Source organism: Streptomyces sp. CB01249, assembly GCF_001905735.1.
Lineage (GTDB): Bacteria > Actinomycetota > Actinomycetes > Streptomycetales > Streptomycetaceae > Streptomyces.
Genome location: NZ_LISW01000002.1, coordinates 554377 through 566286, shown reverse-complemented (window position 1 = coordinate 566286; position 11910 = coordinate 554377). Strand labels below are relative to the sequence as shown.

Below are 11910 nucleotides of genomic sequence, written 5' to 3'. Positions count from 1 at the left end.
GCCTTCACTCCGCCGGGAGGCGGAGTACGGCGGTGCTGCCGTCCTGCCAGGTCACCCGGATCTCGTGGGGGCTCTGTACGCGGATCCCGGCGAGGGTGCCGACGGGCGCCGGATCCGCCTCACCGGTGAGCGAGGCGAGCGCGACGAACAGGGACCGGGGTCCGGCGGTCGTGCCCTCGACGGCCAGGAGCCGGGAGGTCTCGCCGAACATGGTGTCCCCGCCGGGCAGTTCGCGGACCCCGCCCGCGTAGCCGTGGACCGGGTGGAGCTGGGCGGTGAGCGTTCCGTCGTCCCCGGTCGCCCACCCCGTCTGGCGGACGGGCGTGCCGTCGGGCGCGCCCGTGACCAGATGCGCGCGGACCTCGGCGCGGCCGTGGGCGAGGACGGCGGAGACGACGCGGACGCCGGGGAGCGGGGTGTGCGCGGAGGCGGCGGGGCCGAGCGGGTCCGCGGTGAGGCGGGCGGTCGGCTTCCCCTCGGGGAGCAGCGCGAAGTGGTTGTCGCGCTCGGCGTCCCCGTGCGTGGGGCCGGTCCGGGTGGAGTACGCGAAGCGGGCGTAGCCGGGGTCCTCCTCGTCGCCCACGTGGTTCGAGCCGTGGTTGTGGAGCCGGACGAGGCCGTCCGCGGCGGTGGACTGGAGGAGCATCCCGGTCGGGCCGAGGACGGTCACCGCGTCGGCGGTCTCGGCGGGCAGCGGCTCCTCGGTGGCGGTCCAGACGGGGTGGTCCGGGGGCATCAGGAGTCCGAGGAAGCCCTTGGAGGCCCAGTACGGGGAGGCCGGGCCGGAGTAGGTCTGGAGCATGGGCGCGTACGGGCGGTGCCAGCCGAGGGTGAGGAGGCCGTCCCGGTCGGTGGCGCCGCGGTCCAGGAAGTGGCGGAGGGCGCCGGAGGCGAGGCGGCGGGTCGCGCCCGGGGTGAGCGGGGTGTGGCCGGTCATCGCGCCGAGCCAGGGGGCGGCCGCGGCGGCGAAGCGGTAGATGAGGGAGCGGCCGAAGGGCATGGGGGCGCCGTCCGCGCCGAACATCCGGGTGTAGTCGTCCAGCTGGCGGTGCAGGCGGGGGCCGTAGCGGTCCAGGAGGTCCCGGTCGCCTCCGAGGTGGGCGTGCAGGACCGGGTAGAAGTGCATCGCCCAGGCGTTGTAGTGGTCGAAGGAGCGGTTCGGGCCGTCGCTGTACCAGCCGTCGCCCAGGTACCAGTCCTCGACGTGTTCCAGCGCGCGGTCGATGGTCTTCCGGGCGCGGTCGGTCTCGATGCCGGCGTCCTGGAGGAAGCCGCCGACGGTGAGCCCGAAGAACCACCAGTTGTTGTTCACCGGGGGCGCGTCGAGGGCGGGGAGGAGCCAGTCGACGGCGCGCTGCCGGGTGGCGTCGTCCAGGGTGTCCCAGAGCCAGGGCCGGGTGAGGCGCAGGCCCAGGGCGATGGACGCGGATTCCACGATGGCCTGGGGGACGTCCGCGATGCGGGGCCAGGCGTCGGGGCTGCCCGCCGGGTCCGACGTACCGGCGGCGAGCCCTTCGGCGTACCGGCCGAGGAAGCCGTGCGGGTCCTCGCCGTGCGCTCCGGCGGTCCGCAGCGCGGCGAGCAGCCAGGTGCGGGCGTAGCCCTCCAGGCCGTCGGAGAGGGGCCCGGACCAGCTCGGCCGGGGGCCGGGGAGGTCGATGCGGCCGTGGCGGGGCGAGGCGTAGGGGCGTACCGCGAGCAGCAGTCGGTCGGCCGCGCGCTCCCAATCGGCACGGGTGTACCCCGTGTACGGACTGGTCGTGGGCATGATGCTCCCAGGGGAGGCGGACTTCGGCGTCGCAGGGAATCCTGAACCGCGGGTTGATCGAACGTCAAGGGATGACGTTGCGAATGATCGAAACTTCCATCAATCGATCACAGTGGATTAGGGTCTGGCGAGCCGAGCCACCACATCGCGATCAACAAGGGGACTGCCGCCGTGCGCGAGAGTGCAGCTGAACGTCACGACCGACTTCTGGCCCTGGTACGGGAGCGCGGCTCGGCCCGTGTCTCGGACCTGGCCGGCCTGCTGGGGGTCTCCCCCGTCACGGCGCGCCGCGACGCCGAGGCGCTGGCCGAGCGCGGGCTGCTGGACCGGGTCCACGGCTCGGTCTCCTGGCCCCGGGACGCCGCGACGCCCGCCGGTCCCGGCCCCGGCGGCGGCCCGGTGCTCGGGCTGATCGCCCCCTCCGCGACGTACTACTTCGCCGAGGTCATCCGGGGCGCGCAGGAGGCGGCCGCGCGCGCCGGGGGCCGCCTGGTGCTGCGGATCTCGGACTACCGGCCCGAGGGCGACCGGGCGCGCGCCGAGGGGCTGCTCGCCTCCGGGGCCGACGGGCTGCTCATCGCCCCGGCCTGGCGGGGCGCCGAGGACCAGGCGGCGTACGGGGACTGGATGGCCGGTCTTCCGGTGCCCGCCGTGCTCCTGGAGCGCACCCCGGCGCCCGGATCGCCGCTGGACGGCCTGGACCGGGTCTGCTCGGACCACCGCCACGGGGTGCTGCTCGCCGTGCGCCATCTGATCGGCCTCGGCCACGCCACCCCGCTCCTGGTGGCCCGCGCCGACAGCCCGACCGCGCTCGCGGTGCGCTCCGGCTACGAGGACGCGCTCGCGGTGCTGGGCCTCGCCGAGGGCGCGCCCGCGATGATCGGGACGTCCGGGCCCGAGGTGGACCCGGGCCGCTTCGAGGAGGCGGTGGGCGAGGTGCGCGACGCGGTGGCCTCCGGCCGGGCCACGTCGGTGCTGGTGCACAACGACGTGGACGCGATCCACCTGGTGCAGCGCCTGTCGGAGCTGGGCGTGCGGGTGCCGGAGGACCTGGCGGTGATCGCGTACGACGACGAGGTCGCGGCGCTGGGCGACATCCCGCTCACCGCGGTCAGCCCGCCCAAGCGGCACGTCGGGCGGTACGCGACGGAGCTGCTGATCGGGCGGCTCGCGGCCGGGCGGGACGGGGCCGGGCGGGACGGTTCGGGGGCCGACGAGGAGGAGCCGGGCAGGCACCTGGCGCTGCTGCCGCGGCTGCGGGTGCGGGCCTCGACCGCTCGATAACGTTCTGATCTTTTCTCGATCAATCAATCTTTCGCTCTTGACTTCGGTCATCGGTGGACCAAGGATCACGCCCAACGTCCCTGTCACCGTCGACTCAGGAGCCCGCCGTGAACCGCAGTTGGAGCAGAACGACTCTTTCCATAGCCGGAGCCGTCACCGCCCTCGCCGTCGTCACGGCCTGCGGCGGGAGCGGGGACGACTCCGGGGGCGGCGGCACCGGCACCGCCGCCAAGCCCGTGACCATCACCTTCTGGGGCTGGGCCAAGGGCACCAAGGAGGTCGTGGACGCGTTCAACGCCTCGCACAAGAACATCCAGGTGAAGTTCGAGGAGACCCCCTCCGGGAACGCCGGCGGCTACGCGAAGATCTCCAACGCGATCAAGGCGGGCAACGCCCCCGACCTGGTCTCCGTCGAGTACCCGCAGCTCCCCGAGTACGTCAGCCAGGGCGGATTCCAGGACATCGGGAAGTACCTCACGGACGACGTGAAGAAGAAGTTCCTCCCGCAGGCGATCGAGCAGACCACGCTCGGCGGCAAGAGCTGGGCAGTCCCCTTCGACGCCGCGCCGCAGGCGTTCTTCTACCGCAAGGACCTCTTCACCAAGTACGGCATCGACGTCCCCAAGACCTGGGCCGAGTTCAAGTCCGCCGCCGAGAAGGTGAAGAAGGCCGACTCCAAGGCCCGCATCGGCACCTTCTTCCCGGACGACCCGACCACCTTCGAGGCGATGGTCTGGCAGGCCGGCGCCCAGTGGTTCAAGGCCGAGGGCGACACCTGGAAGGTCGACACCACCGACGCCGCCACCACCAAGGTCGCCGACTACTGGCAGGGCCTGGTGAAGGACGGCCTGGTCCGCACCGACGCCTCCTTCTCGCCCGCCTGGACCAACTCCCTGAAGACCGGCGGCACCATCGGCTACCTCGGCGCCTCCTGGGGCGGCGGCGTCCTCGGCGGCACCCTGCCCGAGCAGAGCGGCAAGTGGGCCGTCGCCCCGATCCCGACCTGGGACGGCAAGCCCGCGGGCGGCATGCTCGGCGGGACCACCTTCGCGGTGCCGAAGAACAGCGGGAAGGCCGCCGCGGCCGTCGAGTTCGCGACCTGGATGACCACCACGGAGGACGGCATCAAGGCCCGTATCTCCTCCGGCACCTCCAGCGCGTTCCCGGCCGCGCTCGCCCTGCGCCCGGCGGCCAAGAAGGCGTTCGACACCAAGTTCTACGGCGGCCAGGACATCTACCAGGTCTTCGAGGACGGCGGCGCCGCGATCAAGCAGGGCTGGACCTGGGGCCCGGCGATGGGCACCACCAACACCACGCTCAAGGACCGCTTCGGCAAGCTCGCCGGGGGCGGCACCACCATCCCCGACGCCGTGAAGGCCGCCCACGACGCGACGGTCGCGGAGCTGTCCAAGCGCGGCCTGAAGGTCGAGGGCTGACCGGATGAAAGCCCGCACCCGCGCCGCCGCGACCCTGCTGACCCCGTTCTTCGTCCTGTTCACCGCCGTGATGCTGATCCCGATCGGTTACGCGGTCTGGCTCAGCCTCTTCACCGAACAGCAGTCGGGGCTCGGCTTCGGCGGATCCGAGACGGTCTTCACCGGACTCGGCAACTACACGGCGGCGCTGGGTGACCGGGTCTTCCGCGACGGCTTCCTCGTCCTCCTCGGCTACTGCGCCGTCTACATCCCGCTGATGGTCGGCGGCGCCCTCGGACTCGCCCTGCTGCTCGACTCGGCGCTCGCCCGCGCCCGGCGCTTCTTCCAGCTCGCGCTGTTCCTGCCGCACGCCGTGCCCGGCATCATCGCCGCGATGATCTGGCTGTACCTCTACACGCCCGGCCTCAGCCCCGTCGTCTCCGCGATGCACTCCGGCGGCATCGGCTTCGACTTCTTCTCGCCGAGCGGCGCGCTGCCCTCCGTCGTGAACATCGCGCTGTGGGAGTGGCTCGGCTACAACATGGTGATCTTCTACGCCGCCCTCCAGGCCATCGACCGCTCGGTGCTCGAAGCGGCCACGGTGGACGGGGCGAGCGGCGGGCGCATCGCGTTCAGCATCAAGCTCCCGCTGATCCGGTCCTCGGTCGTGATGGTCGTGCTCTTCACGATCATCGGCTCGCTCCAGCTCTTCACCGAGCCGCTGATCCTCAACACCGGCTCCGGGTCCGCCGTCTCCTCCTCCTGGACACCGAACATGTACGCCTACACCGCGGCCTTCGCCCGCAACGACTTCGGACTCGCGGCCGCCGCCTCCGTACTCCTGGCGCTCACCGCCGCCCTGCTGTCCTTCGTCGTCACCCGCCTCACCGGCCGGAAGGGCGCGCGCGCATGAGCACCACGACCCGCAAGAACCCCTGGCTGTCCAAGGCGGCCGTCAACGGAGCGCTGCTCCTGGCCGTCCTCTACATGCTCTTCCCGCTCGTCTGGCTGGTCACCGCCGCCACCAAGGACACCGGCTCGCTGCTCGCCGGCGACACCTTCTCCTTCAAGGGCTTCGACCTCTCGAAGAACCTCTCCGACATCGCCTCGTACGGGGACGGCGTCTACTTCCGGTGGTACGGGAACAGCCTGCTGTACGCGGGAGTGGGCGCCGCGGTCTGCTCGCTGATCTGCGTCGCCGCCGGGTACGCCTTCGACAAGTACGAGTTCCGGGGCAAGGAGAAGCTGTTCGGGCTCGTCCTGCTCGGGGTGCTCGTCCCGACGACCGCGCTGGCCCTGCCGATGTACCTGCTGGCCAGCAAGCTCGGCCTCGTCAACACGTACTGGTCGGTGCTGATCCCGGTCCTGGTGAACCCCTTCGGCGTCTATCTCGCCCGGGTGTTCTCCGCCGGGTACATCCCGGGCGAGGCGCTGGAGGCCGCGCGCATCGACGGGGCGGGCGAGCTGCGGACCTTCTTCTCCATCGGGCTGCCGATGATGATGCCGGGGTTCGTGACCGTCTTCCTCTTCCAGTTCACCGCGATCTGGAACAACTTCTTCCTTCCGCTGGTGATGCTCTCGGACCGCAAGCTCTTCCCGCTGAGCCTCGGCCTGTACTCCTGGAACACCAACACCCACAGCGAGCCGGGCTTCTACCCGCTCGTCGTCACCGGGTCGCTCCTCGCCGTCATCCCGCTGATCGTCGCCTTCGTCTCCCTGCAACGGCACTGGAAGGCCGGACTCACCGCCGGCAGCGTCAAGTAGCCCCCACCCCAAGGGAGTCGTTCACCCCCATGCAGTCCACCACTGACCCCCGGCCGTCCGTCCTGCTCGCCATGGGCCCGGACATCTACGAGCGCCTCTTCGAACCCCGCCACCGCGCCCGGCTCGCCGCCCTCGCCCGTACGGACCCGGCCCTCGTCGCCCACGACCTGGCCGACCCGGACCCGCGCGTCGCCGCCGCCCTCGCCGAGGCGGAGGTCCTGTTCACCTGCTGGGGCGCCACCCCGCTCACCCCCCGGGTCCTGGCCGCCGCGCCCCGCCTCAAGGCGGTCGTCCACGCGGCCGGCTCCGTCAAGCACCACATCACCGACGCCTGCTGGGAGCGCGGCCTCGCCGTCTCCTCGGCGGCCGGGGCCAACGCCCTGCCGGTGGCCGAATACACCCTGGCCACGATCCTGCTGGCCAACAAGCGCGTCGCGCACTCCGCCCACGTCTACCGCGAGCTCCGCGCCGACCACGACTGGCGCGCCGAGCTGGACGGGGCCGGCAACTACCGCCGCACGGTGGGCATCATCGGCGCCTCCCGCATCGGCCGCCGCGTCATCGAGCTGCTCCGCCCCTTCGACCTGGCGGTCCTGCTGTACGACCCGTACGTCACCGAGGCCGAGGCGGCCCGGCTGGGCGCCGAACCAGTCCCCCTGGACGAACTGTGCGCCCGCGCCGACGTCGTCTCCGTGCACGCCCCCCAACTCCCCGAGACCCACCACATGATCGGCGCCCGCCAACTCGCCCTGATGCGGACCGGCTCGACGCTGATCAACACGGCCCGGGGCTCCCTGATCGACGAGGCGTCCCTGCTCCGCGAACTGATCCCGGGCCGCCTGCACGCCGTACTCGACGTAACAGACCCCGAACTCCCCCCCACCGACTCCCCGCTGTACAACCTCCCCAACGTCCTCCTGACCCCGCACGTGGCCGGCTCCCTCGGCAACGAACTCCACCGCATGACCGACCACGCCCTGGACGAACTGGAGCGGTACGCCCAGGGCCGGCCGTTCGCGGAGCCGGTGCATCCGGCGGCGCTGGACCGGTCGGCGTAGAACGTGGAACAACGCGAAGGCCCGGCCCCCCGCAGGGGACCGGGCCTTCGTGGCTGACCGCTAGTGCGAGTGGCCGTGGCCGTGGCCCGCGGCCTCCGGCTCTTCCTCGGCCGGCTTCTCGACGACCAGGGTCTCGGTCGTGAGCAGCAGCGACGCGATGGACGCGGCGTTCTCCAGGGCGGAGCGGGTGACCTTGACCGGGTCGATGACGCCGGCCTTGACCAGGTCGCCGTACTCGCCGGTGGCGGCGTTGAAGCCCTGGCCCTTGTCGAGCTCGGAGACCTTGGAGGTGATGACGTAGCCCTCCAGGCCGGCGTTCTCGGCGATCCAGCGCAGCGGCTCGACGGCGGCGCGGCGGACGACCGCGACACCGGTGGCCTCGTCGCCGGTCTTGCCGAGGTTGCCCTCGAGGACCTTGACGGCGTGGACGATGGCGGAGCCACCACCGGAGACGATGCCCTCCTCGACCGCGGCGCGGGTCGCGGAGATGGCGTCCTCCAGACGGTGCTTCTTCTCCTTGAGCTCGACCTCGGTGGCCGCACCGACGCGGATCACGCAGACCCCGCCGGCCAGCTTCGCCAGGCGCTCCTGGAGCTTCTCGCGGTCCCAGTCGGAGTCCGTGGCCTCGATCTCGGCCTTGATCTGGTTGACGCGGCCGGCGACCTCGTCGGACTTGCCGCCACCGTCGACGATGGTGGTGTCGTCCTTGGTGACGGTCACGCGGCGGGCGGTGCCCAGCACGTCCAGACCGGCCTGGTCGAGCTTGAGGCCGACCTCCTCGGCGATGACGGTCGCACCGGTGAGGGTGGCGATGTCGCCGAGCATGGCCTTGCGGCGGTCACCGAAGCCCGGCGCCTTGACGGCGACGGCGTTGAACGTGCCGCGGATCTTGTTGACGACCAGGGTCGACAGGGCCTCGCCCTCGACGTCCTCGGCGATGATCAGCAGCGGCTTGGAGCCACCGGACTGGATGACCTTCTCCAGGAGCGGCAGCAGCTCCTGGATCGAGCCGATCTTGCCCTGGTGGATCAGGATGTACGGGTCGTCGAGGACGGCCTCCATACGCTCCTGGTCGGTCACCATGTACGGGGACAGGTAGCCCTTGTCGAAGGCCATGCCCTCGGTGAAGTCGAGGTCCAGACCGAAGGTGTTGGACTCCTCGACGGTGATGACACCGTCCTTGCCGACCTTGTCCATCGCGTCCGCGATGAGCTCGCCGACCTGCGGGTCCTGCGCGGAGAGCGCGGCGACGGCGGCGATGTCGGACTTGTCGTCGATCGGGCGGGCGGTCGCGAGGAGCTCCTCGGACACGGCCTTGACCGCGGCGTCGATGCCCTTCTTCAGGGCGGCCGGGGAGGCGCCGGCGGCGACGTTGCGCAGACCCTCGCGGACGAGCGCCTGGGCCAGGACGGTGGCGGTGGTGGTGCCGTCACCCGCGACGTCGTTCGTCTTGGTGGCGACCTCCTTCACCAGCTGGGCGCCGAGGTTCTCGTACGGGTCGTCCAGCTCGACCTCGCGCGCGATGGTGACACCGTCGTTGGTGATGGTGGGGGCACCGAACTTCTTGTCGATGACGACGTTGCGGCCCTTGGGGCCGATCGTCACCTTGACCGTGTCGGCAAGCTTGTTGACGCCGCGCTCAAGGGCGCGACGGGCGTCCTCGTCGAACTTCAGGATCTTCGCCATGGAGCTGAACTGTTCCTCTCAAAAACAAGAACTGCGCCCCTGCCGCCCGGCTAGTTATGTCGCAGGGGGCCAGGGGCGCAGAACAGAAGCAAACGTGGGTGAATTACTTCTCGATGATCGCGAGGACGTCGCGCGCCGAGAGGACGAGGTACTCCTCGCCGTTGTACTTCACCTCGGTGCCGCCGTACTTGCTGTACAGCACGACATCGCCGGTCTTGACGTCGAGCGGCAGGCGCTCGCCGTTCTCGAAGCGGCCCGGGCCCACGGCCAGGACGACGCCCTCCTGGGGCTTCTCCTTGGCGGTGTCCGGGATAACCAGGCCGGAGGCCGTGGTCTGCTCGGCGTCGAGCGGCTGGACCACAATGCGGTCCTCGAGCGGCTTGATCGCAACCTTGGAGCTGGCGGTCGACACGATCCGGTCTCCCCCTTCGGAGATCTCACGGGGTTTAACAGTCTTTGGGTCGGCGACCAGGTGGCCCGTCGTCGCGGGTGCCGGACCTGCCGGTCGCACAGTACTGCTGGCACTCTCCAGTGGGGAGTGCCAGCACTGAGACTATGACCGTGATTAGCACTCGGTCAAGCGGAGTGCCAATTCACGCCCCTCGTGGCGTACGTGGGACCCGCCCGCCTCCTTACGGCTGCGGCTCTGCAACGTTCCGGACACCTTAGGGACAACGCGGGGGCCGCCCCGGACCGTTCCGGTGGACGGTGGCGGCATGCGGATACGAACCTCCGGCGCGGACCGCCCGGCCGCCGCCCGCCCGGGACCGGTGATGACCGGCTGCCTCGACGCGCTGCTCGGCCTGCTGATCGTCGCGCTGGAGATGCTGGTCAGCTCGGTCCTCTTCTACGCGTACACGGGCTCCGATCCCCGACCGCCGGGCCCGGACATGACGGAGGCCGGACCGCCCGGGATGGACTGGTCCGGCACTCTCGTCCTGGCCGCCATCACGGCGGTGGCCTGCCTGATCGGCGGGGTGCTGCTGCGTCAGAGGCTTCCGATCGCGGGCACCGTCCAGCTGATCGGCGCATGCCTGCTGCTGGTCCTCACGCTGACGGCCTGGCACAGCGCCTACGAGGACGCGCGCCCGGAGCCCGGGGACGCCCGCGCGTACGCCGCCTCCTATACGTAGTCCTCCAGGCGGGCCACCGAGTAGCCCTGGTCCGTGATGACCTTCATGACGGACCGGACCAGGTCGGGCATGCTCCCCTTCCAGTCCGCCTTGCCCCGGAAGTGCGTGAGGATGATGTCGCCGGGGTGCAGCTTCTGGTCCTCCTCGCGCCACTCCATGTGGTCGGGGAACGCCTCCGCCTCCCACAGCGGCACGGCGGTGACGCCGCAGGACTTGGCGATCTTCAGCGTGTCGGTGTTGTAGTTGCCGTACGGCGGCCGGAAGAGCCGGGGCCGCTTGCCGAACTGCTTCTCGAGGATGTCCTGCTGGCCGCAGATCTCACGCTTCTGCTCGTCGTGCGAAAGGCCCGGCAGGTAGCGGTGGTTGAGCGTGTGGTTGCCGATCACGGTCCCCCGGGACTGGGCGTCCTCGAAGTACGTGTAGTCGTCGCGCACCAGGTAGTCGGTGAGGAAGGCGCTGTACGGGATGTTCAGCTCCGACATCATCTTCAGCAGCTCGGGGTCCTTGTCGTCCCCGTCGTCCATGGTCAGGAAGACGACCTTGTCCGTGGTGGGGACCCGGGTGAAGACCGGCGGCAGCGAGTCGTCCTGGCCCGAGACCTCGAAGCCCTTGCGGGTGGTGATGTGCGGCTTCTTCGCGGGCGGTACGGGCGCCGCGAGCGGCGTGGCCGCCAGGTCCCACTTCTTGGCGGCGACCGCGCGGGCGGCCTGCGCGAGCCTGGCCCGTTCCGCCTGCGCCGCGCGGGTGCCGAGCGCCCCGGCCGCCGGTTCCGCCTGCGGGCCCGCTTGGCCGACCTGGGCCTTCGCGCTCCGGACCGCGGCGCCCGAGTCGTCCCCGGCCGCGCAGCCGGACGCGGCGGCGGCGACCAGGAGCGCGGCGAGGACCGCGTAACCCGGTCTGCGCCGCAGGCGACTCCGTACCCGCTGCCGCCCGCCCGTCACCGGACCCGTTTCACGCCCATTCATGGCCAATTTGTCCTTTTGTCGTACTGGCTGCATGGCGCCGGATCCTGCCAGTACGTGACGGGGCATCGGCTACGACACCGCCGCCGGGCACGCGCGGTCCCCCGGGTGGCTCACACGGAGGGGCCGAAAAGGCTTCAGCGGTGGACGCCGCCGCTCCGGGACACCAGGGGCGGCGGCGCGGTCGCCCCGGCCAGCGTCCGCACGATCCAGCGCCGGTGCCAGAACGCCTTGAAGACGCCGACGAGCCCGACGAACCAGGCCAGCAGCCCCAGCCCCATGATCAGCGCCATCAGCCCGTACGTGTCCTCGCCCCGGACCGCCCCCGCAGGCACGACGACGCAGAGGTAGAGGCCCAGCGCGCCGAGCGCGAAGGAGGGCAGCAGCCACCCCAGACTCGTGCCGGGGAGCCGGAGTCCGGCGTCGCGGGCGGGGTCGCGGTCCAGCTCGCCCCACTGCGTGAGCAGCCGGCGCAGCGCCACGTCCCGGCGCAGTCCGGAGACGAGCAGGATCACCGCCGGGATCAGGGCGGCGGCGCCCATCGCGAGCAGCACCACGCCCAGGATCGCGCTGATGAAGTCGTACGACTCCTCGAAGGTGATGATCGCCGTCCCGATGAACGACCAGCCGATCGCGCCGACCACCCCCCACAGCCACAGCAGCCCGAGCCGGCCGGGGCCGATGTGCGCCTTGACCAGCACACCGAGCAGGAAGGACCGGTCGGCGAGCAGCGCGTCCCGGTCGGGCCAGGAACGTATCTCCACGGGCGGCGGGGGCGGCGGCAGCACGAAGCGAGGGGACATGGGGCAGACCCTATCGAGCACCCCTGGCCCCAATTAC

The 11910-nt window shown here is 71.3% G+C and carries 11 protein-coding genes; 6 read left to right on the top strand and 5 right to left on the bottom strand.

Annotation, left to right across the window (positions count from 1 at the left end; genetic code table 11):
- Positions 1 to 4: 4 nt before the first annotated feature.
- Positions 5 to 1768: a DUF2264 domain-containing protein gene (locus tag AMK18_RS11105; RefSeq protein WP_073862663.1), complete on the bottom strand. Its 1764-nt coding sequence runs from the start codon at positions 1766 to 1768 to the stop codon at positions 5 to 7.
- 171 nt (positions 1769 to 1939) lie between these two features.
- Here AMK18_RS11105 and AMK18_RS11100 point away from each other — a divergent pair, with 171 nt between their 5' ends.
- The 5 genes from AMK18_RS11100 to AMK18_RS11080 all read left to right on the top strand — a co-directional run bounded on the left by AMK18_RS11100 (position 1940) and on the right by AMK18_RS11080 (position 7289).
- Positions 1940 to 3052, top strand: coding sequence for a substrate-binding domain-containing protein (locus tag AMK18_RS11100; protein WP_073862662.1), 1113 nt, complete (start codon positions 1940 to 1942; stop codon positions 3050 to 3052).
- Between the two features lie 107 nt (positions 3053 to 3159).
- Positions 3160 to 4488 carry an ABC transporter substrate-binding protein gene (locus AMK18_RS11095; RefSeq protein WP_073862661.1) on the top strand — a complete coding sequence of 443 codons (1329 nt, stop codon included), beginning with the start codon at positions 3160 to 3162 and terminating at the stop codon, positions 4486 to 4488.
- 4 nt (positions 4489 to 4492) lie between these two features.
- Positions 4493 to 5380, top strand: a complete 888-nt coding sequence (locus tag AMK18_RS11090; protein ID WP_018101168.1) for a carbohydrate ABC transporter permease — start codon at positions 4493 to 4495, stop codon at positions 5378 to 5380.
- Positions 5377 to 6231, top strand: a complete 855-nt coding sequence (locus AMK18_RS11085) for a carbohydrate ABC transporter permease (protein WP_073862660.1) — start codon at positions 5377 to 5379, stop codon at positions 6229 to 6231. Before AMK18_RS11090 ends, AMK18_RS11085 begins: the two co-directional genes overlap by 4 nt.
- Positions 6232 to 6260: 29 nt before the next feature.
- Positions 6261 to 7289 (top strand): hydroxyacid dehydrogenase, encoded by a 1029-nt coding sequence (locus tag AMK18_RS11080; protein ID WP_073862659.1) that lies wholly within the window; start codon positions 6261 to 6263, stop codon positions 7287 to 7289.
- A gap of 60 nt (positions 7290 to 7349) precedes the next feature.
- On the opposite strand, the gene groL is transcribed toward AMK18_RS11080, so the two are convergent.
- Together groL and groES are read right to left on the bottom strand one after the other, a co-directional pair.
- The gene (gene groL / locus AMK18_RS11075) at positions 7350 to 8975 is read right to left on the bottom strand and encodes a chaperonin GroEL (protein ID WP_018101171.1); all 1626 of its coding nucleotides are present in this window, start codon (positions 8973 to 8975) and stop codon (positions 7350 to 7352) included.
- A 103-nt stretch (positions 8976 to 9078) separates the two neighbouring features.
- Positions 9079 to 9387 carry a co-chaperone GroES gene (gene groES / locus AMK18_RS11070; protein WP_018101172.1) on the bottom strand — a complete coding sequence of 103 codons (309 nt, stop codon included), beginning with the start codon at positions 9385 to 9387 and terminating at the stop codon, positions 9079 to 9081.
- Between the two features lie 304 nt (positions 9388 to 9691).
- Between groES and AMK18_RS11065 the strand changes: the two genes are divergently transcribed.
- Positions 9692 to 10108: a DUF6234 family protein gene (locus AMK18_RS11065; RefSeq protein ID WP_241836537.1), complete on the top strand. Its 417-nt coding sequence runs from the start codon at positions 9692 to 9694 to the stop codon at positions 10106 to 10108.
- Here the strand turns inward: AMK18_RS11065 and AMK18_RS11060 are convergent.
- On the bottom strand, positions 10099 to 11073 hold the full coding sequence (locus AMK18_RS11060) for a polysaccharide deacetylase family protein (protein ID WP_443333219.1): 975 nt from the start codon (positions 11071 to 11073) through the stop codon (positions 10099 to 10101). The two genes, AMK18_RS11065 and AMK18_RS11060, sit on opposite strands and share 10 nt — an antisense overlap.
- Positions 11074 to 11207: 134 nt before the next feature.
- A complete protein-coding gene (locus AMK18_RS11055) occupies positions 11208 to 11873 on the bottom strand; it encodes a hypothetical protein (RefSeq protein ID WP_073862656.1) in 666 nt (221 codons plus the stop codon).
- Positions 11874 to 11910: the final 37 nt, after the last annotated feature.

Coding starts and splice junctions, on each gene's coding strand:
- AMK18_RS11080 (WP_073862659.1), top strand. CDS start 6,261: ATGCAGTCCACCACTGACCCCCGGCCGTCCGTCCTGCTCGCCATGGGC.
- AMK18_RS11055 (WP_073862656.1), bottom strand. CDS start 11,873: ATGTCCCCTCGCTTCGTGCTGCCGCCGCCCCCGCCGCCCGTGGAGATA.
- AMK18_RS11085 (WP_073862660.1), top strand. CDS start 5,377: ATGAGCACCACGACCCGCAAGAACCCCTGGCTGTCCAAGGCGGCCGTC.
- groL (WP_018101171.1), bottom strand. CDS start 8,975: ATGGCGAAGATCCTGAAGTTCGACGAGGACGCCCGTCGCGCCCTTGAG.
- AMK18_RS11065 (WP_241836537.1), top strand. CDS start 9,692: ATGCGGATACGAACCTCCGGCGCGGACCGCCCGGCCGCCGCCCGCCCG.
- AMK18_RS11105 (WP_073862663.1), bottom strand. CDS start 1,768: ATGCCCACGACCAGTCCGTACACGGGGTACACCCGTGCCGATTGGGAG.
- AMK18_RS11060 (WP_443333219.1), bottom strand. CDS start 11,073: ATGAATGGGCGTGAAACGGGTCCGGTGACGGGCGGGCGGCAGCGGGTA.
- AMK18_RS11090 (WP_018101168.1), top strand. CDS start 4,493: ATGAAAGCCCGCACCCGCGCCGCCGCGACCCTGCTGACCCCGTTCTTC.